General features: G+C 54.6%; 26 protein-coding genes. 24 read left to right on the top strand and 2 right to left on the bottom strand.

Going from position 1 to position 20067, the window contains the following annotated elements:
- Window position 1 precedes the first annotated feature (1 nt).
- The 20 genes from rpsQ to bfr all read left to right on the top strand — a co-directional run bounded on the left by rpsQ (window position 2) and on the right by bfr (window position 11208).
- On the top strand, window positions 2–268 hold the full coding sequence (rpsQ, locus tag AC07VR_RS21405) for a 30S ribosomal protein S17 (RefSeq protein ID WP_096514759.1): 267 nt from the start codon (window positions 2–4) through the stop codon (window positions 266–268).
- 23 nt (window positions 269–291) lie between these two features.
- On the top strand, window positions 292–660 hold the full coding sequence (gene rplN, locus AC07VR_RS21410) for a 50S ribosomal protein L14 (protein WP_002555479.1): 369 nt from the start codon (window positions 292–294) through the stop codon (window positions 658–660).
- Between the two features lie 11 nt (window positions 661–671).
- A complete protein-coding gene (gene rplX / locus AC07VR_RS21415) occupies window positions 672–986 on the top strand; it encodes a 50S ribosomal protein L24 (protein ID WP_007896770.1) in 315 nt (104 codons plus the stop codon).
- A 20-nt stretch (window positions 987–1006) separates the two neighbouring features.
- Window positions 1007–1546: a 50S ribosomal protein L5 gene (gene rplE, locus AC07VR_RS21420; protein WP_003210069.1), complete on the top strand. Its 540-nt coding sequence runs from the start codon at window positions 1007–1009 to the stop codon at window positions 1544–1546.
- 13 nt (window positions 1547–1559) lie between these two features.
- Window positions 1560–1865: a 30S ribosomal protein S14 gene (gene rpsN, locus AC07VR_RS21425; RefSeq protein ID WP_003176414.1), complete on the top strand. Its 306-nt coding sequence runs from the start codon at window positions 1560–1562 to the stop codon at window positions 1863–1865.
- 209 nt (window positions 1866–2074) lie between these two features.
- Entirely contained in the window at window positions 2075–2467 is a 393-nt protein-coding gene (rpsH, locus tag AC07VR_RS21430) for a 30S ribosomal protein S8 (protein ID WP_017848802.1), read from the top strand.
- A 12-nt stretch (window positions 2468–2479) separates the two neighbouring features.
- Complete coding sequence (gene rplF, locus AC07VR_RS21435; protein WP_007896774.1) at window positions 2480–3013, top strand: 50S ribosomal protein L6; 534 nt, start codon at window positions 2480–2482, stop codon at window positions 3011–3013.
- 10 nt (window positions 3014–3023) lie between these two features.
- Window positions 3024–3374 carry a 50S ribosomal protein L18 gene (rplR, locus tag AC07VR_RS21440; RefSeq protein WP_003186037.1) on the top strand — a complete coding sequence of 117 codons (351 nt, stop codon included), beginning with the start codon at window positions 3024–3026 and terminating at the stop codon, window positions 3372–3374.
- Window positions 3375–3377: 3 nt separating this feature from the next.
- A complete protein-coding gene (gene rpsE / locus AC07VR_RS21445) occupies window positions 3378–3878 on the top strand; it encodes a 30S ribosomal protein S5 (protein ID WP_003186035.1) in 501 nt (166 codons plus the stop codon).
- Window positions 3879–3880: 2 nt separating this feature from the next.
- Window positions 3881–4057, top strand: a complete 177-nt coding sequence (rpmD, locus tag AC07VR_RS21450; protein WP_003186033.1) for a 50S ribosomal protein L30 — start codon at window positions 3881–3883, stop codon at window positions 4055–4057.
- A 3-nt stretch (window positions 4058–4060) separates the two neighbouring features.
- A complete protein-coding gene (rplO, locus tag AC07VR_RS21455) occupies window positions 4061–4495 on the top strand; it encodes a 50S ribosomal protein L15 (RefSeq protein WP_002555470.1) in 435 nt (144 codons plus the stop codon).
- Window positions 4496–5824: a preprotein translocase subunit SecY gene (secY, locus tag AC07VR_RS21460; RefSeq protein ID WP_494994971.1), complete on the top strand. Its 1329-nt coding sequence runs from the start codon at window positions 4496–4498 to the stop codon at window positions 5822–5824. It begins immediately after the preceding gene.
- 27 nt (window positions 5825–5851) lie between these two features.
- On the top strand, window positions 5852–5968 hold the full coding sequence (gene rpmJ, locus AC07VR_RS21465; RefSeq protein WP_002555468.1) for a 50S ribosomal protein L36: 117 nt from the start codon (window positions 5852–5854) through the stop codon (window positions 5966–5968).
- 129 nt (window positions 5969–6097) lie between these two features.
- Complete coding sequence (gene rpsM / locus AC07VR_RS21470) at window positions 6098–6454, top strand: 30S ribosomal protein S13 (protein ID WP_003186020.1); 357 nt, start codon at window positions 6098–6100, stop codon at window positions 6452–6454.
- A 30-nt stretch (window positions 6455–6484) separates the two neighbouring features.
- Window positions 6485–6874: a 30S ribosomal protein S11 gene (gene rpsK / locus AC07VR_RS21475; RefSeq protein WP_002555466.1), complete on the top strand. Its 390-nt coding sequence runs from the start codon at window positions 6485–6487 to the stop codon at window positions 6872–6874.
- 18 nt (window positions 6875–6892) lie between these two features.
- Window positions 6893–7513 carry a 30S ribosomal protein S4 gene (rpsD, locus tag AC07VR_RS21480; protein ID WP_003210056.1) on the top strand — a complete coding sequence of 207 codons (621 nt, stop codon included), beginning with the start codon at window positions 6893–6895 and terminating at the stop codon, window positions 7511–7513.
- 22 nt (window positions 7514–7535) lie between these two features.
- Window positions 7536–8537, top strand: a complete 1002-nt coding sequence (locus tag AC07VR_RS21485; protein ID WP_003176403.1) for a DNA-directed RNA polymerase subunit alpha — start codon at window positions 7536–7538, stop codon at window positions 8535–8537.
- Window positions 8538–8578: 41 nt separating this feature from the next.
- On the top strand, window positions 8579–8965 hold the full coding sequence (gene rplQ, locus AC07VR_RS21490; protein ID WP_007924175.1) for a 50S ribosomal protein L17: 387 nt from the start codon (window positions 8579–8581) through the stop codon (window positions 8963–8965).
- Window positions 8966–9139: 174 nt separating this feature from the next.
- The gene (locus AC07VR_RS21495; protein ID WP_495012463.1) at window positions 9140–10588 is read left to right on the top strand and encodes a catalase; all 1449 of its coding nucleotides are present in this window, start codon (window positions 9140–9142) and stop codon (window positions 10586–10588) included.
- 155 nt (window positions 10589–10743) lie between these two features.
- A complete protein-coding gene (gene bfr, locus AC07VR_RS21500) occupies window positions 10744–11208 on the top strand; it encodes a bacterioferritin (protein WP_494994973.1) in 465 nt (154 codons plus the stop codon).
- A 90-nt stretch (window positions 11209–11298) separates the two neighbouring features.
- Here bfr and uvrA read toward each other — a convergent pair whose 3' ends face one another.
- Window positions 11299–14133 carry an excinuclease ABC subunit UvrA gene (uvrA, locus tag AC07VR_RS21505; RefSeq protein ID WP_495012464.1) on the bottom strand — a complete coding sequence of 945 codons (2835 nt, stop codon included), beginning with the start codon at window positions 14131–14133 and terminating at the stop codon, window positions 11299–11301.
- A gap of 203 nt (window positions 14134–14336) precedes the next feature.
- Between uvrA and AC07VR_RS21510 the strand changes: the two genes are divergently transcribed.
- Window positions 14337–15734, top strand: coding sequence for an MFS transporter (locus tag AC07VR_RS21510; protein WP_494994975.1), 1398 nt, complete (start codon window positions 14337–14339; stop codon window positions 15732–15734).
- 9 nt (window positions 15735–15743) lie between these two features.
- The gene (locus tag AC07VR_RS21515) at window positions 15744–16268 is read left to right on the top strand and encodes a single-stranded DNA-binding protein (RefSeq protein ID WP_419116578.1); all 525 of its coding nucleotides are present in this window, start codon (window positions 15744–15746) and stop codon (window positions 16266–16268) included.
- 147 nt (window positions 16269–16415) lie between these two features.
- Here AC07VR_RS21515 and AC07VR_RS21520 read toward each other — a convergent pair whose 3' ends face one another.
- The gene (locus AC07VR_RS21520) at window positions 16416–17339 is read right to left on the bottom strand and encodes a LysR family transcriptional regulator (RefSeq protein ID WP_495012465.1); all 924 of its coding nucleotides are present in this window, start codon (window positions 17337–17339) and stop codon (window positions 16416–16418) included.
- Window positions 17340–17446: 107 nt separating this feature from the next.
- Between AC07VR_RS21520 and AC07VR_RS21525 the strand changes: the two genes are divergently transcribed.
- Together AC07VR_RS21525 and AC07VR_RS21530 are read left to right on the top strand one after the other, a co-directional pair.
- Window positions 17447–18589, top strand: coding sequence for a M20 family metallopeptidase (locus AC07VR_RS21525; protein WP_495012466.1), 1143 nt, complete (start codon window positions 17447–17449; stop codon window positions 18587–18589).
- A gap of 30 nt (window positions 18590–18619) precedes the next feature.
- Window positions 18620–20026, top strand: coding sequence for a YfcC family protein (locus AC07VR_RS21530; RefSeq protein ID WP_495012467.1), 1407 nt, complete (start codon window positions 18620–18622; stop codon window positions 20024–20026).
- Window positions 20027–20067: the final 41 nt, after the last annotated feature.

The raw sequence follows: 20067 nt of genomic DNA on the forward strand, positions 1-20067 counted from the left end.
CATGGCTGAAGCCGAAAAAACCGTCCGTACGCTGACTGGCCGTGTTGTCAGCGACAAGATGGACAAGACCATCACCGTTCTGATCGAGCGTCGCGTTAAGCACCCGATCTACGGTAAATACGTTAAGCGTTCGACTAAGCTGCACGCGCACGACGAAACCAATCAGTGCCACATCGGCGACAAAGTCACTATTCGTGAAACTCGTCCGCTGGCCAAGACCAAGTCTTGGGCATTGGTTGAAGTTCTCGAACGCGCTGTGGAAGTCTAAGGACTAGGGGTCGGAGAAATTATATGATTCAGACTCAATCCATGCTCGATGTGGCCGATAACAGCGGCGCTCGCCGCGTTATGTGCATCAAGGTGCTGGGTGGCTCCCATCGTCGTTACGCTGGTATCGGTGACATCATCAAAGTTACCGTGAAGGAAGCAATTCCTCGCGGTAAGGTGAAAAAAGGCCAAGTGATGACTGCTGTTGTAGTCCGCACTCGCCATGGTGTCCGTCGTGCTGACGGCTCCATCATCCGCTTTGATGGCAACGCTGCTGTTCTGCTGAACAACAAGCAAGAGCCGATCGGCACCCGTATCTTTGGGCCAGTGACCCGTGAACTTCGTACCGAGAAGTTCATGAAGATCGTCTCGCTCGCCCCAGAAGTGCTGTAAGGAGATCCGACATGCAAAAGATTCGTCGTGACGACGAGATCATCGTGATCGCCGGCAAAGACAAAGGTAAGCGCGGTAAGGTGCTTAAGGTTCTCGCTGACGACCGTCTGGTTGTTGGTGGTCTGAACCTGGTTAAGCGTCATACCAAGCCTAACCCGATGTCGGGCGTACAAGGCGGTATCGTCGAGAAAGAAGCGCCACTGCACGCTTCCAACGTCGCCATTTTCAACGGCGAAACCAACAAGGCTGACCGCGTTGGTTTCAAAGTAGAAGACGGCAAGAAAATTCGTGTCTTCAAGTCGACCCAAAAAGCGGTTGATGCTTGAACACTGCTAGGTAGAAGACCATGGCACGACTAAAAGAGATTTACCGGAAGGAAATCGCACCGAAACTTAAGGAAGAACTTAAGCTTTCGAACGTGATGGAAGTTCCGCGCGTTACCAAAATCACCCTGAACATGGGTCTGGGCGAAGCGATCGGCGACAAAAAAGTCATCGAGCACGCTGTTGCTGACCTGGAAAAGATCACCGGTCAAAAAGTCGTTGTGACTTACGCTCGGAAATCCATCGCTGGCTTTAAAGTCCGTGAAGGTTGGCCGATCGGCGTCAAAGTGACTCTGCGCCGTGAGCGTATGTACGAGTTCCTGGATCGTCTGCTGTCGATCTCCCTGCCTCGGGTTCGCGACTTCCGCGGCCTGAATGCCAAGTCCTTCGATGGTCGTGGTAACTACAGCATGGGCGTTAAAGAGCAGATCATCTTCCCGGAAATCGACTACGACAAGATCGATGCTCTCCGCGGTCTGGACATTACCCTGACCACCACTGCCAAGAACGATGATGAAGGTCGCGCTCTGCTGCGCGCTTTCAAATTCCCGTTCCGCAACTGATTGGAGTAGGAAAATGGCCAAGATGAGCATGAAAAACCGCGAGCTGAAGCGTCAGCTCACGGTTGCCAAGTACGCCAAAAAGCGTGCAGCGCTTAAAGCTATCATCGTTGATCTGAACGCAAGTCCAGAAGCGCGTTGGGAAGCTACCGTAGCTCTGCAGAAGCAGCCACGTGACGCAAGCGCTTCGCGCATGCGTAACCGCTGCCGCCTGACCGGTCGTCCGCACGGCGTTTACCGCAAGTTCGGCCTCGGCCGTAACAAGTTGCGTGAAGCAGCAATGCGTGGCGACGTACCGGGTCTGGTTAAAGCCAGCTGGTAAGTACTGTCAAAGTCTCGATGTTCGGGATCGCAAGATCCTGACCGTCGGTGGCCTTGAATCTGAATCAAGCCCCTTTTGGGGCTTGATTCATTTCTGGGGTGTGTCTAGAATGACCGGCTCGCCTGAGCCCGTGCCTTTTGTGTGCGGAGTTTTTCGGCGAAGGTTGTAGCCGCAAGGCTTATTTTTTTTGTATCAGGAGCGTCTAGCCCATGAGTATGCAGGACCCGTTAGCGGACATGCTAACTCGAATCCGTAATGCCCAGATGGCTGAAAAGTCCGTCGTAAGCATGCCATCTTCCACGTTGAAGGTAGCTGTAGCAAAAGTCCTGAAGGACGAAGGTTACATCGCGGGTTATCAGATCAGCAGCGAAATCAAACCACTGCTGTCCATCGAGCTGAAGTACTTCGAAGGCCGTCCGGTCATCGAGGAAGTGAAGCGCGTTAGCCGTCCAGGCCTGCGTCAGTACAAGTCCGTCGAGGATCTGCCAAAAGTTCGTGGCGGTCTCGGTGTGTCTATCGTCTCCACCAACAAAGGTGTGATGACGGATCGTGCTGCGCGCGCTGCCGGTGTCGGCGGCGAAGTTCTTTGCACTGTGTTCTAAGGGGGGATAAGCATGTCTCGCGTCGCTAAGAACCCCGTTAAGCTGCCAGCTGGTGTCGAAGTAAAATTCGCAGGCCAACAGCTTTCGGTGAAGGGTGCCAAGGGTACTCTCGAACTGAACATCCATTCGTCCGTTGAGATCGTTGAAGAAGCCGGTGAGCTGCGTTTTGCTGCTCGCAATGGCGATCAACAGACTCGCGCAATGGCCGGTACCACTCGTGCGTTGGTAAACAACATGGTCCAGGGCGTAAGCCAAGGCTTCGAGCGCAAGCTCCAGCTGGTCGGTGTTGGTTACAAAGCGCAAGCAAAAGGCACAGTGCTGAACCTGGCTCTCGGCTTCTCGCACCCAGTGGATTACGAACTGCCGGAAGGCATCACCGCTGAGACTCCTAGCCAGACCGATATCCTGATCCGGGGTATCGATAAGCAGCTGGTAGGTCAAGTGGCCGCCGAGATCCGCGACTTCCGTCCACCAGAGCCTTACAAAGGTAAAGGTGTGCGCTACGCGGACGAAGTCGTCCGTCGTAAAGAAGCCAAGAAGAAGTAGGGCATAGCAAATGACCGACAAAAAAGTTACTCGACTGCGTCGCGCTCGCAAAGCACGCCTGAAAATGCACGAACTCGAAGTCGTGCGTCTCTGCGTGTTCCGCTCTTCGCAGCACATCTACGCCCAGGTCATTTCGGCCGACGGCAACAAAGTCCTGGCAAGCGCCTCGACTTTGGACAAAGAACTGCGTGATGGTGCCACTGGCAACATCGACGCGGCCACTAAGGTTGGCCAGCTGGTCGCTACGCGTGCTAAAGCCGCCGGCGTCTCGCAGGTGGCTTTCGACCGCTCTGGCTTCAAGTACCACGGCCGCGTCAAGGCGCTGGCTGATGCTGCTCGTGAAGCTGGGCTGGAGTTCTAAGTTATGTCAAATAACGACCAAAAGCGCGACGAAGGCTACATCGAGAAGCTGGTTCAAGTTAACCGCGTAGCCAAAACCGTTAAAGGCGGCCGTATCTTCACTTTCACCGCGTTGACCGTGGTTGGTGATGGTAAAGGTCGCGTTGGCTTCGGCCGTGGCAAGTCACGTGAAGTGCCTGCTGCGATCCAGAAAGCAATGGAAGCTGCTCGTCGCAACATGATTCAAGTGGACCTTAACGGCACCACTTTGCAGTACGCAATGAAATCCGCCCATGGCGCTTCCAAGGTGTACATGCAGCCTGCTTCTGAAGGTACCGGTATCATCGCTGGCGGCGCTATGCGTGCTGTCCTCGAGGTTGCTGGCGTTCAGAACGTTCTGGCCAAGTGCTACGGCTCGACTAACCCGGTAAACGTGGTTCACGCCACTTTCAAGGGTTTGAAAGCAATGCAGTCTCCTGAGTCCATTGCCGCCAAGCGTGGCAAAAGCGTCAAGGAGATCTTCTGATCATGGCTACCGTTAAAGTAACGCTGATCAAAAGCATGACCGGCCGTATCCCTAACCACAAATTGTGCGTTAAGGGTCTGGGTCTGCGTCGCATCGGTCACACTGTAGAAGTACTTGATACTCCCGAGAATCGCGGGATGATCAACAAGGCTTACTACATGCTGCGAGTCGAGGGTTAATCGATGAAACTCAATGATCTGAGTCCTGCGCCGGGTTCCCGTCGCGAGAAGCATCGTCCGGGCCGTGGTATCGGTAGTGGTTTGGGTAAGACTGGTGGCCGTGGTCACAAAGGTCAGTCCTCCCGCTCCGGTGGCACCATTGCTCCAGGCTTTGAAGGCGGTCAACAGCCGCTGCATCGTCGTCTGCCGAAGTTCGGTTTCGTTTCCCTGAAGGCCATGGACCGCGCAGAAGTGCGTCTGTCCGAACTGGCTAAAGTGGAAGGCGATATCGTCACCGTGCAGTCCCTGAAGGATGCCAACGTGATTAACCAAAACGTACAGCGTGTGAAAATCATGCTGTCCGGTGAAGTTACTCGCGCAGTCACCATCAAGGGTATCGCCGCCACCAAAGGTGCGCGTGCGGCTATCGAAGCAGCTGGCGGCAAGTTCGAGGAATAAATGGCTAAGCAAGGTGCTCTCTCAGCGCTCAGCAAAGGCGGGTTATCCGAGCTCTGGGCTCGACTGCGTTTTCTATTCCTGGCGATTATCGTCTACCGGATAGGCGCACATATCCCAGTTCCAGGTATCAACCCGGACCGGCTGGCGGACCTGTTTCGACAGAATGAGGGGACCATTCTTAGCTTGTTCAACATGTTTTCCGGCGGCGCGCTGGAACGGATGAGCATCTTTGCACTGGGGATCATGCCGTACATTTCGGCATCGATCATCATGCAATTGATGACCGCCGTCAGCCCGCAGCTGGAGCAGTTGAAGAAGGAAGGTGAGGCTGGTCGTCGTAAGATCAGTCAATACACCCGCTATGGCACCGTCGCCCTTGCTCTTGTTCAGGCTATCGGCATGTCCGTTGGGCTGGCGGGGCAGGGCGTTGCGTTCACTGGTGACTTTGGCTTCCATTTCGTCGCGGTATCCACGTTTGTGGCTGGTGCGATGTTCATGATGTGGCTGGGTGAGCAGATTACTGAGCGTGGTGTTGGTAACGGTATCTCGATGTTGATTTTTTCGGGTATCGTCGCCGGTCTTCCGAGAGCGATCGGGCAGTCTTTCGAGTCTGCGCGTCAGGGTGATATCAATATCTTCGCCCTGGTTGCCATCGGTTTGCTGGCAGTAGCGATTATCGGTTTCGTGGTGTTCATTGAGCGTGGTCAGCGGCGTATCGCCGTTCATTACGCCAAGCGTCAGCAGGGCCGTAAGGTGTTTGCTGCGCAGACTAGCCACTTGCCGCTGAAAGTGAATATGGCCGGTGTTATTCCTGCTATTTTCGCGAGCAGCATTTTGCTGTTCCCGGCTTCGTTGGGTGCCTGGTTCGGTCAGTCTGAAGGTATGGGCTGGTTGCAGGACATCTCGCAGTCGATCGCTCCTGGTCAGCCGTTGAATATTCTGCTGTTTAGTGCAGGGATTATTTTCTTCTGCTTCTTCTATACGGCGTTGATGTTCAATCCGAAAGACGTAGCGGAAAACCTGAAGAAGTCCGGTGCCTTTATTCCGGGTATCCGTCCAGGTGAGCAGTCTGCACGCTATATTGATGGCGTTCTGACCCGCTTGACCATGTTCGGTGCTCTATATATGACGGCCGTGTGCCTGTTGCCCCAGTTCCTGGTGGTTGCAGCAAACGTTCCGTTCTACCTTGGCGGGACCTCGTTGCTGATCGTGGTCGTGGTTGTTATGGACTTTATGTCCCAAGTACAATCGCACCTCGTTTCGCACCAGTACGAATCCCTGATGAAGAAAGCCAACCTGAAGGGTTACGGCAGCGGCATGTTGCGCTGAGTACCCATAAGGTTCGAGGAGTTGGTGATGAAAGTTCGTGCATCGGTGAAAAAGCTGTGCCGTAACTGCAAAATTATTCGCCGCGAAGGTGTTGTTCGAGTAATTTGCAGCGCGGAACCGCGTCACAAACAGCGCCAAGGCTGAGTGTGATCCGCTTGAAGCCCAGCAGCTAGTGCGCTGCTGGGTTGATTATTTGTTATTACAGCGATATTATCTCGCGCCCTATTTCTTGGCTTCCGGGGCGTAGGTAGCTGTCAATTGGAGTCCCACTGAATGGCCCGTATTGCAGGCGTTAACATTCCAGATAACAAGCACACTGTTATCTCGCTGACCTACATCTATGGTGTTGGTCGCACTACTGCACAGAAAATTTGTGCAGTGACTGGGGTCAACCCAGCCGCAAAGATCAAGGATCTGAGCGACGAGCAGATTGAACAGCTGCGTGGCGAAGTGGCGAAGTTCACCACTGAAGGTGACCTGCGTCGCGAAATCAACATGAAAATCAAGCGTTTGATGGACCTCGGTTGCTATCGCGGTCTGCGTCATCGTCGTGGTCTTCCAGTACGCGGTCAGCGTACCAAGACTAACGCGCGTACCCGTAAAGGTCCGCGTAAGCCGATCCGCAAGTAATCGCCCCAGCGAATCGACAGGAATTTAATCATGGCAAAACCTGCTGCTCGTCCTCGTAAAAAAGTCAAAAAGACAGTGGTTGATGGCATCGCCCACATCCACGCGTCTTTTAACAACACCATCGTGACCATCACCGACCGTCAAGGTAATGCGCTTTCTTGGGCTACCTCCGGTGGTTCGGGTTTCCGCGGTTCTCGCAAGTCCACTCCGTTCGCTGCTCAAGTAGCTGCTGAACGTGCTGGTCAAGCTGCGCTGGAATATGGCCTGAAAAACCTCGACGTTAACGTCAAAGGTCCAGGTCCAGGTCGTGAGTCCGCTGTCCGTGCATTGAACGGCTGTGGCTATAAGATCGCCAGCATCACCGACGTGACGCCAATCCCGCACAACGGGTGCCGTCCGCCGAAGAAGCGCCGCGTGTAATCCAGGAGATTGTAAAGAATGGCTCGTTACATTGGTCCAAAATGCAAACTCGCTCGTCGCGAAGGCACCGATCTCTTCCTGAAGAGCGGCGTGCGCGCGATCGAATCGAAGTGCAACATTGAAGCAGCACCTGGTATCCACGGCCAACGCCGCGGTCGCCAGTCCGATTACGGCACCCAACTGCGTGAAAAGCAGAAGGTCCGTCGTATTTATGGCGTTCTCGAGCGTCAGTTCAGCGGTTACTACAAAGAAGCTGCCGGCAAGAAAGGCGCTACTGGTGAGAACCTGTTGCAACTGCTCGAATGCCGTCTGGACAACGTTGTATACCGTATGGGTTTTGGCTCTACTCGTGCCGAATCCCGTCAGCTGGTATCGCACAAATCCGTCAGCGTTAACGGTCAGACCGTAAACGTGCCGTCTTACCAGGTTCGTGCTGGTGACGTGGTCGCGATTCGCGAGAAAGCAAAGAACCAACTTCGCATTGTCCAAGCTCTCGATCTGTGTGCCCAACGTGGCCGCGTAGAATGGGTAGAAGTAGACACTGAGAAGAAGTCGGGCGTTTTCAAGAACGTTCCTGCTCGCAGTGATCTGTCCGCCGACATCAACGAAAGCCTGATTGTCGAGCTCTACTCCAAGTAAGGGCTAGAAAATAGGTGCATCCATGCAGATTTCGGTAAATGAGTTCCTGACACCCCGCCATATTGATGTGCAGGTTGTCAGTCCAACCCGCGCCAAGATCACTCTCGAGCCTCTCGAGCGTGGTTTCGGCCACACCCTGGGCAACGCGCTGCGCCGCATCCTGTTGTCCTCAATGCCCGGCTGTGCAGTAGTCGAGGCCGAGATTGACGGTGTGCTCCACGAGTACAGCGCCATCGAAGGTGTACAGGAAGACGTAATTGAAATCCTGTTGAACCTTAAAGGTCTGGCTATCAAGCTGCATGGCCGTGACGAAGTTACGCTGACCTTGTCGAAGAAGGGTTCGGGGGTGGTTACCGCTGCCGATATTCAGCTGGATCATGATGTCGAGATCGTTAATCCCGATCACGTAATCGCTAACCTGGCGTCTAACGGCGCCCTGAACATGAAGCTCACTGTAGCTCGTGGTCGTGGTTATGAACCGGCCGACTCGCGTCAGAGCGATGAAGACGAAAGCCGCAGCATCGGTCGCTTGCAGCTTGACTCTTCGTTCAGCCCGGTTCGCCGTATCGCATACGTGGTGGAAAACGCCCGTGTCGAGCAGCGTACTAACCTGGACAAGCTGGTTATTGATCTGGAAACCAACGGTACTCTGGATCCTGAAGAGGCTATCCGTCGTGCTGCAACCATTCTGCAACAGCAGTTGGCTGCGTTCGTCGACCTCAAGGGTGACAGTGAGCCAGTGGTAATCGAGCAGGAAGACGAGATCGATCCGATCCTGCTTCGCCCGGTTGACGATCTGGAACTGACTGTACGTTCGGCTAACTGCCTTAAGGCGGAAAACATTTACTACATCGGCGACCTGATTCAGCGTACCGAAGTAGAACTGTTGAAGACTCCGAACCTGGGCAAGAAATCCTTGACTGAAATCAAGGACGTTCTGGCCTCCCGCGGTCTGTCCCTCGGCATGCGCCTCGACAACTGGCCGCCTGCAAGTCTTAAGAAGGACGACAAGGCGACTGCCTGATCGTCGTAATCACCGAACGTGAGTTTGGTAAGGAATGAACCATGCGTCATCGTAAAAGTGGTCGTCACCTGAGCCGTACCAGCTCGCACCGCAAGGCCATGTTTCAAAACATGGCGGTGTCGCTGTTCGAGCACGAGCTGATCAAAACTACACTGCCGAAAGCCAAAGAACTGCGTCGCGTTGCTGAGCCGCTGATCACTTTGGCCAAGACAGACAGCCTGGCTAACCGCCGTCTGGCCTTCGACCGTACTCGTTCGAAAGCCATCGTTGGTAAGCTCTTCAACGACCTGGGCAAGCGTTACGCTACCCGTGAGGGTGGCTACCTGCGCATCCTCAAGTGCGGTTTCCGCGCTGGCGACAACGCGCCTATGGCGTACGTCGAGTTGGTTGATCGTGCTGTCGGCGGTGAAGCTGTATCCGCTGAGTAAGACGTCAGACTGAACAAAGAACCGGGCCTAGTGCCCGGTTTTTTGTGTTCGCCATATTAGTAAATTTCTATCGATAGCAATGACTTAATGAATTTGATGGTGTCATCTCGACGGTCAATACTCCCGCTCAGCCGATTAGCCGGCAGTTCAAAGACTGACAGAGGAAGTTTGAGCATGAGCCAGAAAAAAACGCTTACTACCGCCAGTGGTGCCCCTGTAGCTGATAACCAGAATTCTCGTTCCGCCGGCCCACGTGGCCCGCTGCTGCTCGACGACTTTCACCTGATCGAGAAGCTTGCCCACTTCAACCGTGAAAACATCCCCGAGCGCCGTGTCCACGCCAAAGGTTCGGGTGCTTACGGTACATTCACCGTTTCCCGTGATATCACCCAATACACGAGTGCCAAGCTGTTCGAGTTCGTCGGCAAGCAAACCCCAACCTTCTTACGCTTCTCTACTGTAGGTGGTGAGCGCGGCTCGGCTGATACCGAGCGTGATCCACGTGGCTTCGCTTTGAAGTTCTATACCGAAGAAGGCAACTGGGACATTGTTGGCAACAACACTCCAGTGTTCTTTATCCGTGATCCACTGAAATTCCCGGACTTTATCCACACCCAAAAACGCCTGCCGCAAAGCAACCTGAAGAGCGCGCAGATGATGTGGGACTTCTGGTCGCATTCGCCTGAAGCGCTGCATCAGATCACCATCCTGTTCTCGGATCGCGGGATCCCTGACGGCTATCGCCACATGCACGGCTTTGGTAGTCACACCTACAGCCTGATCAACGCCAAGGGCGAGCGGCACTGGGTGAAATGGCATTACAAAACCAGGCAGGGAATCAAGAATCTGGGTCCGGCGGAAGCCGCACGGCTGGCCGGTACTGATCCAGACTATGCCCAGCGTGACCTGTTTGGGGCAATCGAGCGTGGTGACTTCCCGAAATGGCGCGTGTGCATTCAGATCATGACCGAGGCCCAAGCCGCGGCGCACTATGAGAACCCGTTTGATGTGACCAAGACCTGGTCGCAGAAGGAGTTCCCGCTGATCGAAGTGGGTGAACTGGAACTCAACCGTAATCCGCAGAATTACTTCGCTGAAGTCGAGCAGGCGGCTTTTGCTCCAAGCAACATGGTGCCAGGTGTTGGTCTGTCGCCGGATCGCATGCTGCAAGGCCGCGTGTTCGCCTATGCCGATGCGCACCGCTATCGTATTGGCACCAATCACCAGCATTTGCCGGTGAATGCGCCGAAGAGTCCGGTCAACAGCTACCAGCGTGATGGCTCCATGGCGTTTGGCAGCAACGCAGGTGCTACTCCGAACTACGAGCCGAACAGCTACGCTGATGCACCGAAACAAGCGCCGCAGTACGCAGAGCCAGCGCTGGCTTTGAGTGGTGCCGCAGATCGGTACGATCATCGCGAAGATACCGACTATTACAGTCACGCCGGTGCGCTGTTCCGCTTGATGAACGGTGAGCAGAAGGCGCTGCTGATCAACAACATCGCGGGGACCATGAGCGGAGTTTCGGCCGATGTCGTTCAGCGTCAACTGCAGCACTTTTCCAAGGCCGATGCCGCTTACGGGGAAGGTATCGCCAAGGCGTTGGGTGTACAGCTTAACTAAGTCTAAGTGATAAACGAAACCGCCCTCATTTGGGCGGTTTTCGTTTCAGTTCGCCGGTTTTTCTCGACAATTTCGTACCTTCCAGGCTTTTTTGAAGTGACCTGTAAGTCAGCTTGGTTCAAACTACAAACTTTCAAGCAGGGAGATGCAGAGCGATGCAAGGCCACCCGGATGTAATCGATTACCTCAACACGTTGCTGACGGGCGAACTGGCGGCACGTGATCAATATTTCATCCATTCGCGGATGTATGAGGACTGGGGCTTCAGCGAGCTCTACGAGCGCATCAATCACGAGATGGAAGAAGAAGCGCAACACGCTGACGCCTTGATGCGTCGGATCCTGATGCTTGAGGGTACGCCGCGTATGCGTCCGGATGACCTGGACACCGGTACCACGGTGCCTGAGATGCTCGCCAGTGACCTGCGCCTGGAATACAAGGTCCGTGCCGCACTCTGCAAGGGCATTGAGCTTTGTGAGTTGCACAAGGACTATGTCAGCCGCGAGATCCTGCGTGTCCAGTTGGCCGACACCGAAGAAGATCACACCTATTGGCTTGAGAAGCAGCTGGGTCTGATCAAATTGGTCGGCCTGGAGAACTATCTGCAATCGCAGTTCTGAATCCCGCCGGTGCTTTGCTCGCGATAGCGGTCTAACAGATACAAAAAAACCCCTGTCACTGACGAAGTGACAGGGGCTTTTTCATTGGCCTCAGGCCCTGTCGCGTTCCAGCAGCGGCTTCAAGTAGTAGCCGGTGTAGGACTGTGGCATCTCTGCCACTTCTTCAGGTGTGCCGACAGCAATGATCTGTCCGCCCTTTGAGCCACCTTCAGGCCCCAGGTCCACCAGCCAGTCGGCGGTCTTGATCACGTCCAGGTTGTGTTCAATCACGACCACAGTGTTGCCGTGATCGCGCAGGCGATGGAGTACATCGAGCAGTTGCTGGATATCGGCGAAGTGCAGGCCGGTGGTCGGCTCGTCGAGGATGTACAGGGTCTTGCCGGTATCGCGCTTGGACAGTTCGCGGGATAGCTTGACCCGCTGCGCCTCACCACCGGACAGGGTGGTTGCCGACTGCCCCAGCTTGATGTACGACAGACCAACGTCCATCAGCGTTTGCAGTTTGCGCGCCAGGGCCGGAACCGCGTCGAAGAACACTCGTGCTTCTTCGATGGTCATTTCCAGCGTCTCGTGGATGCTCTTGCCCTTGTACTTGATCTCCAGAGTTTCGCGGTTGTAGCGCTTGCTCTTGCAGACGTCGCACGGCACGTAAATGTCCGGCAGAAAGTGCATCTCCACCTTGATCAGACCGTCGCCCTGACACGCCTCGCAGCGCCCGCCCTTCACGTTGAACGAGAAACGTCCCGGACCGTAGCCACGGGAGCGCGATTCCGGTACGCCGGCGAACAGCTCGCGAATCGGCGTGAAGAGCCCGGTGTAAGTCGCCGGGTTGGAACGCGGCGTACGACCGATCGGGCTCTGGTCGATATCCACCACTTTATCCAGATGCTGCAAGCCGTTGATGCTGTCGTGACCCGACGCCTCAAGGGTGGTCGCCCCGTTCAGTGCCGTAGCGCTGAGGGGGAACAGGGTGTTGTTGATCAACGTCGACTTGCCCGAGCCGGACACGCCGGTGACGCACGTCAGAAGGCCGATCGGGATATCCAGGTCGACTTCGCGCAGGTTGTTGCCACGGGCGCCCTTGAGCGACAGCGAGAGCTTTTTGTTACGGGGCGTACGTTTGGCTGGCACTTCAATCTTCACCCGGCCGGACAGGTACTTGCCGGTCAGTGAGTCAGGGTGAGCCATGACTTCAGCCGGCGTACCTTCGGCGACGATATGGCCGCCATGCACGCCAGCGCCTGGACCGATATCCACTACATAGTCGGCCAGACGAATCGCGTCTTCGTCGTGTTCGACCACGATCACGGTATTACCGATATCCCGCAGATGCTTCAGCGTACCGAGCAGTCGATCGTTATCGCGCTGATGCAAACCAATCGACGGTTCATCGAGGATGTACAGAACTCCGACCAGGCCTGCACCGATCTGACTGGCCAGACGAATACGCTGAGCCTCGCCACCGGACAAGGTATCGGCACTTCGATCAAGGGACAGGTAGTCGAGGCCGACGTTGACCAGAAACTGCAAGCGCTCGCGGATTTCCTTGAGAATCTTGTCGGCAATTTCGCCACGTCGGCCGGTCAGTTTCAGGACGCCGAAATACTCACACGCGTCGCCAATGGGCAGGTTGGTGACCGCCGGTAGCGTCTTCTCACCAACCCACACGTGACGTGCCTCCCGACGCAGACGGGTGCCGCGGCAATCCGGGCAGGGTTGGGTGCTGAGGAACTTGGCCAGCTCTTCACGTACGGAGGCCGACTCGGTTTCGCGGTAGCGACGCTCCAGGTTCGGCACGATGCCTTCGAACGGGTGCGAGCGTTTGACGATATCGCCACGATCGTTCAGGTATTTGAAGTCGACGTTCTGCGAACCGCTGCCATGCAGGATGACTTTTTGTTGATCCGCCGGTAGTTCATTGAACGGCACCTCCAGGCTGAAACCGTAATGGGAGGCCAGGGAGCCGAGCATCTGGAAGTAATAAACGTTGCGCCGGTCCCAGCCGCGAATCGCTCCCTCGGCCAGTGTCAGCTCAGCGTTGACCAAACGCTTGATGTCGAAGAACTGTTTGACCCCCAGACCATCACAGGTCGGGCAAGCGCCCGCTGGATTGTTGAAGGAGAACAGCTTGGGTTCCAGCTCGCTGATGGCGTGGCCACAGATCGGGCAGGCGAAGCGCGCAGAAAAGATGATTTCTTCGCCAGGCTCTTCGTCCATCGGTGCGACCAGCGCAATACCGTCGGCGAGCTTCAAGGCGGTTTCGAATGACTCGGCCAGTCGTTGCTGCAGATCAGCGCGAACCTTGAAGCGGTCGACCACTACGTCGATCGAGTGCTTCTTCTGTTTGTCGAGCTTGGGCAGCTCATCCAGTTCATAGAGCTTGCCATTGACCCGGGCGCGTACGAAGCCTTGGGCGCGCAACTCTTCGAACACCGAAAGGTGTTCGCCTTTGCGTTCGCGAATTACCGGAGCCAGCAGCATCAGCTTGCTGCCTTCGGGCTGTGCCAGGACCAGATCGACCATCTGGCTGACGGTCTGCGCCTCCAGCGGGATGTCGTGGTCCGGGCAGCGTGGAATACCGACGCGAGCGTAAAGCAGACGCAGGTAGTCGTAGATTTCGGTGATGGTACCGACGGTCGAACGCGGGTTGTGCGAGGTCGACTTTTGTTCGATGGAGATCGCCGGCGACAGGCCTTCGATGGTGTCGACGTCAGGCTTTTCCATCATCGACAGAAACTGCCGGGCATAAGCCGACAGCGACTCGACATAGCGGCGTTGTCCTTCGGCGTACAGCGTGTCGAAAGCCAGGGATGATTTGCCCGATCCGGACAGTCCGGTGATGACGATCAGTTTGTCCCGTGGAAGGGTCAGGTCGATGTTCTTCAGGTTGTGGGTTCGGGCCCCACGAATCAGGATCTTGTCCAAAAGTGGCCTCGCTCGGCGGGCGTAAACGTAGGAGTATAAGGCCAAATACTGGATGGATGCACACTATCAAATTAGAGTATTTGAGCTACCCATGACAGGGCGCGGCACAAGTGCGCAGAGCAAGCTCGCGACAAAGCGTCGCCCTATACCCCCTCAATCGATGGGACTGGTAGAATCTCCGCCGGTTCACATGAGGTTTATCCATGCACGATCCCCACAGCGAACGCATGAGTGGCAGCGAGACCCGCGCAGCAAGCGGTCTGGCCCTGGTGTTCGCATTCCGTATGCTTGGCATGTTTATGGTATTGCCGGTCCTGGCGACCTATGGAATGGATCTCGCAGGAGCGACCCCGGCCCTTATCGGGCTGGCGATAGGCGCTTACGGCTTGACCCAGGCAATCTTCCAGATCCCGTTCGGGTTCATTTCCGACCGCATTGGTCGGCGTCCGGTGATTTACCTGGGGCTGATCGTGTTTGCGCTTGGCAGTGTGCTGGCGGCCAATGCCGATTCGATCTGGGGTGTGATCGCCGGACGAATCCTGCAAGGCGCCGGGGCGATTTCCGCTGCGGTCATGGCCTTGTTGTCAGACCTGACCCGCGAACAGCACCGCACCAAGGCCATGGCCATGATCGGCATGACCATTGGCCTGTCCTTCGCGGTCGCCATGGTTGTCGGCCCATTGCTGACCCGTGCGTTCGGATTGTCCGGGCTGTTCCTCGCCACTGGTGGCATGGCGCTGTTCGGCATCGTGATCGTGATGTTCATGGTGCCGCGTTCCACCGGACCGTTGCAGCATCGCGAATCGGGCGTGGCGCGTCAGGCCTTGGGGCCGACCTTGCGGCATCCCGATTTGCTGCGCCTGGATCTCGGGATTTTTGTGTTACATGCGATGCTGATGTCCAGCTTCGTTGCCTTGCCTCTGGCACTGGTGGAAAGAGCCGGATTGCCTAAAGAGCAGCATTGGTGGGTCTATCTGACAGCCTTGTTGATTTCATTCTTCGCCATGATCCCGTTCATTATCTACGGCGAGAAGAAACGCAAAATGAAACGAGTTTTACTCGGTGCGGTCAGTACGCTGATGCTCACTGAGCTATTCTTCTGGCAGTTTGGCGATAGCTTGCGGGCCCTGGTGATTGGTACGGTGGTGTTTTTCACTGCGTTCAATCTGCTGGAAGCCTCGCTGCCGTCGTTGATCAGCAAGGTTTCACCGGCGGGTGGCAAAGGCACGGCGATGGGGGTTTATTCCACCAGCCAGTTTCTTGGGTCGGCGGCGGGCGGGATTCTCGGCGGCTGGCTGTTCCAGCATGGCGGTCTGTCGGTTGTGTTCCTTGGATGCGCGGGCCTGGCTGCACTTTGGTTGGCCTTTGCTGTTACCATGCGTGAACCCCCATATGTGACGAGCCTGCGCTTGCCGTTATCGCCTGAAGCGATCCGCGAAGCTGGTCTGGTCGAGCGCCTGCTGGCCGTCGTTGGGGTAACAGATGCAGTGGTGGTTGCTGATGAAGCGGCCATTTACATCAAATTGGACACCGAACTATTGGATCGCACGACCCTCGAGCGCCTGGTCAACAACCCGGCGCCGACGATGTGCGAAGCCTAGGAGAACGTTATGGCCCGTGGGGTTAACAAAGTCATATTGGTCGGCACTTGCGGCCAGGATCCCGAAGTTCGCTACTTGCCTAACGGTAACGCCGTGACCAACCTGAGTCTGGCGACCAGCGAACAGTGGACCGACAAGCAAACCGGTCAGAAGGTCGAGAAGACCGAATGGCACCGTGTGTCGATGTTCGGCAAGGTTGCGGAAATCGCTGGCGAGTACCTGCGTAAAGGTTCGCAGGTCTACATCGAAGGCAAACTGCAAACCCGCGAGTGGGAAAAAGACGGTATCAAGCGTTACACCACCGAAATCGTGGTCGACATGCAAGGCACCATGCAACTGCTGGGCGGCCGTCCACAGGGCGACCAACAAGGCCAGGGTGGCATGTCCAACTCGGCGCCGCGTCCTCAGCAGTCGCGTCCGCAGCAATCTCAGCCATCGCAGCAGCCACAACGTGAGTCGCGTCCAGCGCCACAACAGGCCGCACCGCAACCGGCTCCGGATTTCGACAGCTTTGATGACGATATTCCGTTCTGAACCTCATAAGGTCAGGATGTAAAGTTTTTTACCAAAAAAGGGCCCCTGATTCTTGTAACGGAAATCAGGGGCTCTTTTTTTGTGTATAAAGCTTGCTCCAGTAAAACCCGGCAAACGGTTTTGACAATCTACACCGCCGGGATCGACTTACATAGCTGCTTCGTTTTGAGTCCTTTCCAAGTGGTTTACAAGTAGCCACCATAGATGTTCAGACGCAGGGTGTAGCCGTCGATCAGAGCTACGAAGAATATGGCACTGTGATTCCCTTGCGATTGAGTGATCAAGTGGTATAGCTAAAAGTTTTGAATCCCCGCCTTGTTGCCCAAGCGATTGGGCTGTCATGAAAGCTACCCCAAGGCCAGCTTGGCATAAAGTTATCGCAACTGACTGCTGGTTACAGCGATAGGCTGGTGTGAAAATCAAGCTTTCGGACTCGAACATTTTATTTACATAGCGTTGTATGCCATACGCATTTGAAAGTGCTATGAGTCTATGGTCTGCAAGCTCTTTTATGGGGATGGTTGTGAAGTTTTTTAATGGATGATCATCGGGAACAATTGCGCAAATAGGGCCTCTTGTAAAACTGCGTCGCTGAAGAGAAACGTTATCGATAGGGCCGAAGGATAAAGCCATATCTACTTCCCCGCGTACGAGCATCATCAGCGTAGCGCTCATATCGCCTGAGCTAATGTCTACAAACACGTCAGGGTAGACTTTGGAGAACTCACGTAGCTCGTTTGCCACAAAGTTGGTAACCATTCCCGGCCCGATACGAAGGGTTACCGTTCCGCCTCGCATATATCGAAGGTCATTCAAGTGTTTGGTTAGAGCTTCTCGGCGATCTTGAGTTTCTGAGAAATGATCCGAAAGGAGTTTTCCGGCCTCAGTCAGCACCACGTTTCGTCCACGACGTTCAAGTAGCGGTAAATGCAAGCTTCGCTCAAGAAGGGCAATCTGTCGGCTGATGACGGAGGGATTGATGTTAAGCACGTCAGCTGCCTTGCGAATGCCGCCTTGAAGCCCAACCTCGTGGAGGTAGCCCAGACGCTTTTCTTGAAATTCGTGCTCCATATCTAACCCTTCTAGTAGTCAACTGTTGCCCTCAGGGCAACAATTTAGTGCCGCTCCTCGTATTTTTCAAGCAATGGAGGCGCTCCATACTCAGGTTCCATTCTTCCATGACAGGCTCGAAAAATATGAGTGCCGTACAAGAATACCTCCGCCTGCATTCCGACAGTCTTCTCGCCGATCTAAAGCTATTGGTCAGTGCTGAGTCACCCTCCACAGATAAACGGGCGGTTGATGCATGCGGCGAAGTGCTCCAGGAAATCATGGCGCGGCGTATCGGCGCTACCGCAGAGATCGTGCCGCGTGATGGGTACGGAAATCATCTCGTTTTCACGGTCGGTAAAGGTTCAAGGCGCACGGCTATCCTTGGGCACTTTGACACTGTCTGGGATATTGGGCGTCTCCCAATAAAGGTAGAGGACGGCAAGTTATACGGGCCAGGCGTTTTGGATATGAAAGCCGGGCTTATTCAAGCAATTTGGGCGACAAAGGCCCTCATTGATCTTGGTTTGCTCACAGACCGAGAGATCCGTTTTTTATGCTCAAGCGATGAAGAACTCGGCAGCCCGAGCTCTCGGGAGTGGATTGAAAGTGAAGCCCGATTGTGTGAGCAGGTTCTTGTTGTTGAGCCGGCTACGTCATATACCCATGCGCTTAAGACCAAGCGCAAAGGAACGGGGCGTTTCGACATCAATATTAAAGGTCGTGCTGCCCACGCCGGCAACAACCCTGAGGACGGGGTCAGCGCAGTGCATGAGATGGCCGAGCAGATCCTTTTTCTCCATGGCTTAAATGCCCCTGAGTTGGGAACAACACTTAATGTTGGGATCGCGAAGGGAGGTCAACGGACGAATGTTATTGCAGACAGCGCCGAGTTGAATGTTGATTTGCGTGTCAGCAGTTTGTCAGAGGCCAAACGTATCGAATCGATAGTTAAAGAAATAAAGCCATGTCTGGCCGGTGCGGAAATTTCTGTAACAGGCGGCTTGGTTCGTCCGCCACTTGAGTATACGCCCGCAAACCAAGCGCTTTTTGCTCTTGCCCAAGATGCCGCGAACGCACTGGGCATTCAAATTCAAGGTGCCTCAGTGGGCGGAGGAAGTGATGGGAACTTTACCTCCGCAGTAGGTATTCCCACACTGGATGGGCTTGGGGCCACAGGTGTTGGGCCGCATGCTATTCATGAACACATCATTATCTCGGACTTGCCAGTACGGGCTGCTCTTCTTGCTGAGCTCATCCAGAGACTTTGAATCTACCCGGAAAATTCGAGGAAAAAGGCTATGATAAATACAACATCGGCCCTTGAGGAAAAAAGCGCTTTCTCAAAGCGCTCAAAGCAAGAAAGCAAGAGTCCCTATGTTTTTCTGTTCATTATTTTGGTGGTTGCCGCTATTGCCACCTGGATTGTTCCGGCGGGTGTTTTTGATCGTGAAGTGCGCGATGGTATTTCATTTGTCATCTCAGGAAGTCTTCATCCAGTTGCCCAAAATGGAGTTCATCCGCTGGGGCTTTTTACGGCGATAGCTTTAGGTTTGCAAAGCTCGGCGCCGATCATATTTTTGATCCTGTTTACAGGCGGTGCTTTGGCTGTACTTGAGAGCACCGGTGCTATTCATCAAGCGCTAAACGGAATAGCACGCAGTACAAAGCTTAATGATTTTTTGATCATTATTATATTTGGCTTGATTTTTGGGGCGCTTGGAACAACGGGAGTTGTGGTCAATGCTGTTGTTGCTTTCGTCCCGATTGGTCTGCTGGTTGCTAAATCGCTAGGTTTGAATCCCCTCTTTGGGGTGTCACTGGTGTACCTGACATGTGCGTCTGGTTTCAATGTTGCGCTTACAAACCCAGTGACAACAGGGCTTACTCAGAGACTTGCGCAACTGCCACTGTTTTCTGGCTTTGGGTTGCGCGGGATTACTTCAGCTCTTTTCATCCTGGCCTGCATTGTTTTTTTGACAGTTTATATGCGGGCTTGTCGAAAAAATGGAGAAAAGCGTCCTAAAGTTATCGAGGTATCTGGGCAAGACTCGATGGCGACAACACGGCACTGGGTTATTCTGGCTTTCGCATCTATTTCCCTGGTTACCTTCATTTATGGTGCTATGACCCTAAGATGGGGTGAAGTTGAAATGACAGCCATGTTTGTGTTCATGGCTATTGTCGCGGGAATGATAGGCAAGCTGTCGGCGTCTGAAATTGCCAATAGCTTTCTTGGCGGATGTTCTCGGATTGTGTCTGGAGCACTCATTGTCGGCATGGCGCGTGCGATATCGATAGTCTTGGATAACGGTAAAATTCTTGACCCCATTGTCGGATGCCTTGCTGATTTATTAGCCCCGCTACATCCTGCGATGGCAGCAGTAGGCATGTATTTGAGTGCTGCTCTTATGCATTTTGCGATTTCTTCTGGCTCGGGTGAATCGGCTTTACTTATACCTATTTATGTCCCTATCGGAGACATGATAGGGCTGACGCGGCAAGTTGTAGTCCATGCGGTCTTGTTCGGTGAGGGTATCGTTAATTGTATAAATCCGACATCTGGTGTTCTGATGGGGGTTCTTGCTGTGGCAGGAATACCTTTCGGCAAGTGGGTGAAATTTGTCGCGCCACTGATTGCTGTTTGGATGGTGATCTGCGTGGTCGTACTGATTATCGCAGTGGAAATAAAGTGGGGGCCGTTTTGAGTATTCCCAGTTGCCATCTGTTTGCACCGTAGTGGATGGGT

The sequence above is a fragment of the Pseudomonas sp. GW821-FHT02H09 genome, assembly GCF_059421425.1.

What these genes read in the sequence shown, in the direction of transcription:
- rplR (WP_003186037.1), top strand. Translation starts at nt 3,024, where the DNA reads ATGACCGACAAAAAAGTTACTCGACTGCGTCGCGCTCGCAAAGCACGC.
- AC07VR_RS21510 (WP_494994975.1), top strand. Translation starts at nt 14,337, where the DNA reads ATGCACGATCCCCACAGCGAACGCATGAGTGGCAGCGAGACCCGCGCA.
- rpsN (WP_003176414.1), top strand. Translation starts at nt 1,560, where the DNA reads ATGGCCAAGATGAGCATGAAAAACCGCGAGCTGAAGCGTCAGCTCACG.
- AC07VR_RS21525 (WP_495012466.1), top strand. Translation starts at nt 17,447, where the DNA reads ATGACAGGCTCGAAAAATATGAGTGCCGTACAAGAATACCTCCGCCTG.
- secY (WP_494994971.1), top strand. Translation starts at nt 4,496, where the DNA reads ATGGCTAAGCAAGGTGCTCTCTCAGCGCTCAGCAAAGGCGGGTTATCC.
- rplO (WP_002555470.1), top strand. Translation starts at nt 4,061, where the DNA reads ATGAAACTCAATGATCTGAGTCCTGCGCCGGGTTCCCGTCGCGAGAAG.
- bfr (WP_494994973.1), top strand. Translation starts at nt 10,744, where the DNA reads ATGCAAGGCCACCCGGATGTAATCGATTACCTCAACACGTTGCTGACG.
- rplN (WP_002555479.1), top strand. Translation starts at nt 292, where the DNA reads ATGATTCAGACTCAATCCATGCTCGATGTGGCCGATAACAGCGGCGCT.
- rplE (WP_003210069.1), top strand. Translation starts at nt 1,007, where the DNA reads ATGGCACGACTAAAAGAGATTTACCGGAAGGAAATCGCACCGAAACTT.
- AC07VR_RS21485 (WP_003176403.1), top strand. Translation starts at nt 7,536, where the DNA reads ATGCAGATTTCGGTAAATGAGTTCCTGACACCCCGCCATATTGATGTG.
- rpsQ (WP_096514759.1), top strand. Translation starts at nt 2, where the DNA reads ATGGCTGAAGCCGAAAAAACCGTCCGTACGCTGACTGGCCGTGTTGTC.
- rpsK (WP_002555466.1), top strand. Translation starts at nt 6,485, where the DNA reads ATGGCAAAACCTGCTGCTCGTCCTCGTAAAAAAGTCAAAAAGACAGTG.
- rpmD (WP_003186033.1), top strand. Translation starts at nt 3,881, where the DNA reads ATGGCTACCGTTAAAGTAACGCTGATCAAAAGCATGACCGGCCGTATC.
- AC07VR_RS21495 (WP_495012463.1), top strand. Translation starts at nt 9,140, where the DNA reads ATGAGCCAGAAAAAAACGCTTACTACCGCCAGTGGTGCCCCTGTAGCT.
- rpsD (WP_003210056.1), top strand. Translation starts at nt 6,893, where the DNA reads ATGGCTCGTTACATTGGTCCAAAATGCAAACTCGCTCGTCGCGAAGGC.
- rpsE (WP_003186035.1), top strand. Translation starts at nt 3,378, where the DNA reads ATGTCAAATAACGACCAAAAGCGCGACGAAGGCTACATCGAGAAGCTG.
- AC07VR_RS21520 (WP_495012465.1), bottom strand. Translation starts at nt 17,339, where the DNA reads ATGGAGCACGAATTTCAAGAAAAGCGTCTGGGCTACCTCCACGAGGTT.
- AC07VR_RS21530 (WP_495012467.1), top strand. Translation starts at nt 18,620, where the DNA reads ATGATAAATACAACATCGGCCCTTGAGGAAAAAAGCGCTTTCTCAAAG.
- rplX (WP_007896770.1), top strand. Translation starts at nt 672, where the DNA reads ATGCAAAAGATTCGTCGTGACGACGAGATCATCGTGATCGCCGGCAAA.
- rpmJ (WP_002555468.1), top strand. Translation starts at nt 5,852, where the DNA reads ATGAAAGTTCGTGCATCGGTGAAAAAGCTGTGCCGTAACTGCAAAATT.
- AC07VR_RS21515 (WP_419116578.1), top strand. Translation starts at nt 15,744, where the DNA reads ATGGCCCGTGGGGTTAACAAAGTCATATTGGTCGGCACTTGCGGCCAG.
- rpsH (WP_017848802.1), top strand. Translation starts at nt 2,075, where the DNA reads ATGAGTATGCAGGACCCGTTAGCGGACATGCTAACTCGAATCCGTAAT.
- rpsM (WP_003186020.1), top strand. Translation starts at nt 6,098, where the DNA reads ATGGCCCGTATTGCAGGCGTTAACATTCCAGATAACAAGCACACTGTT.
- rplQ (WP_007924175.1), top strand. Translation starts at nt 8,579, where the DNA reads ATGCGTCATCGTAAAAGTGGTCGTCACCTGAGCCGTACCAGCTCGCAC.
- rplF (WP_007896774.1), top strand. Translation starts at nt 2,480, where the DNA reads ATGTCTCGCGTCGCTAAGAACCCCGTTAAGCTGCCAGCTGGTGTCGAA.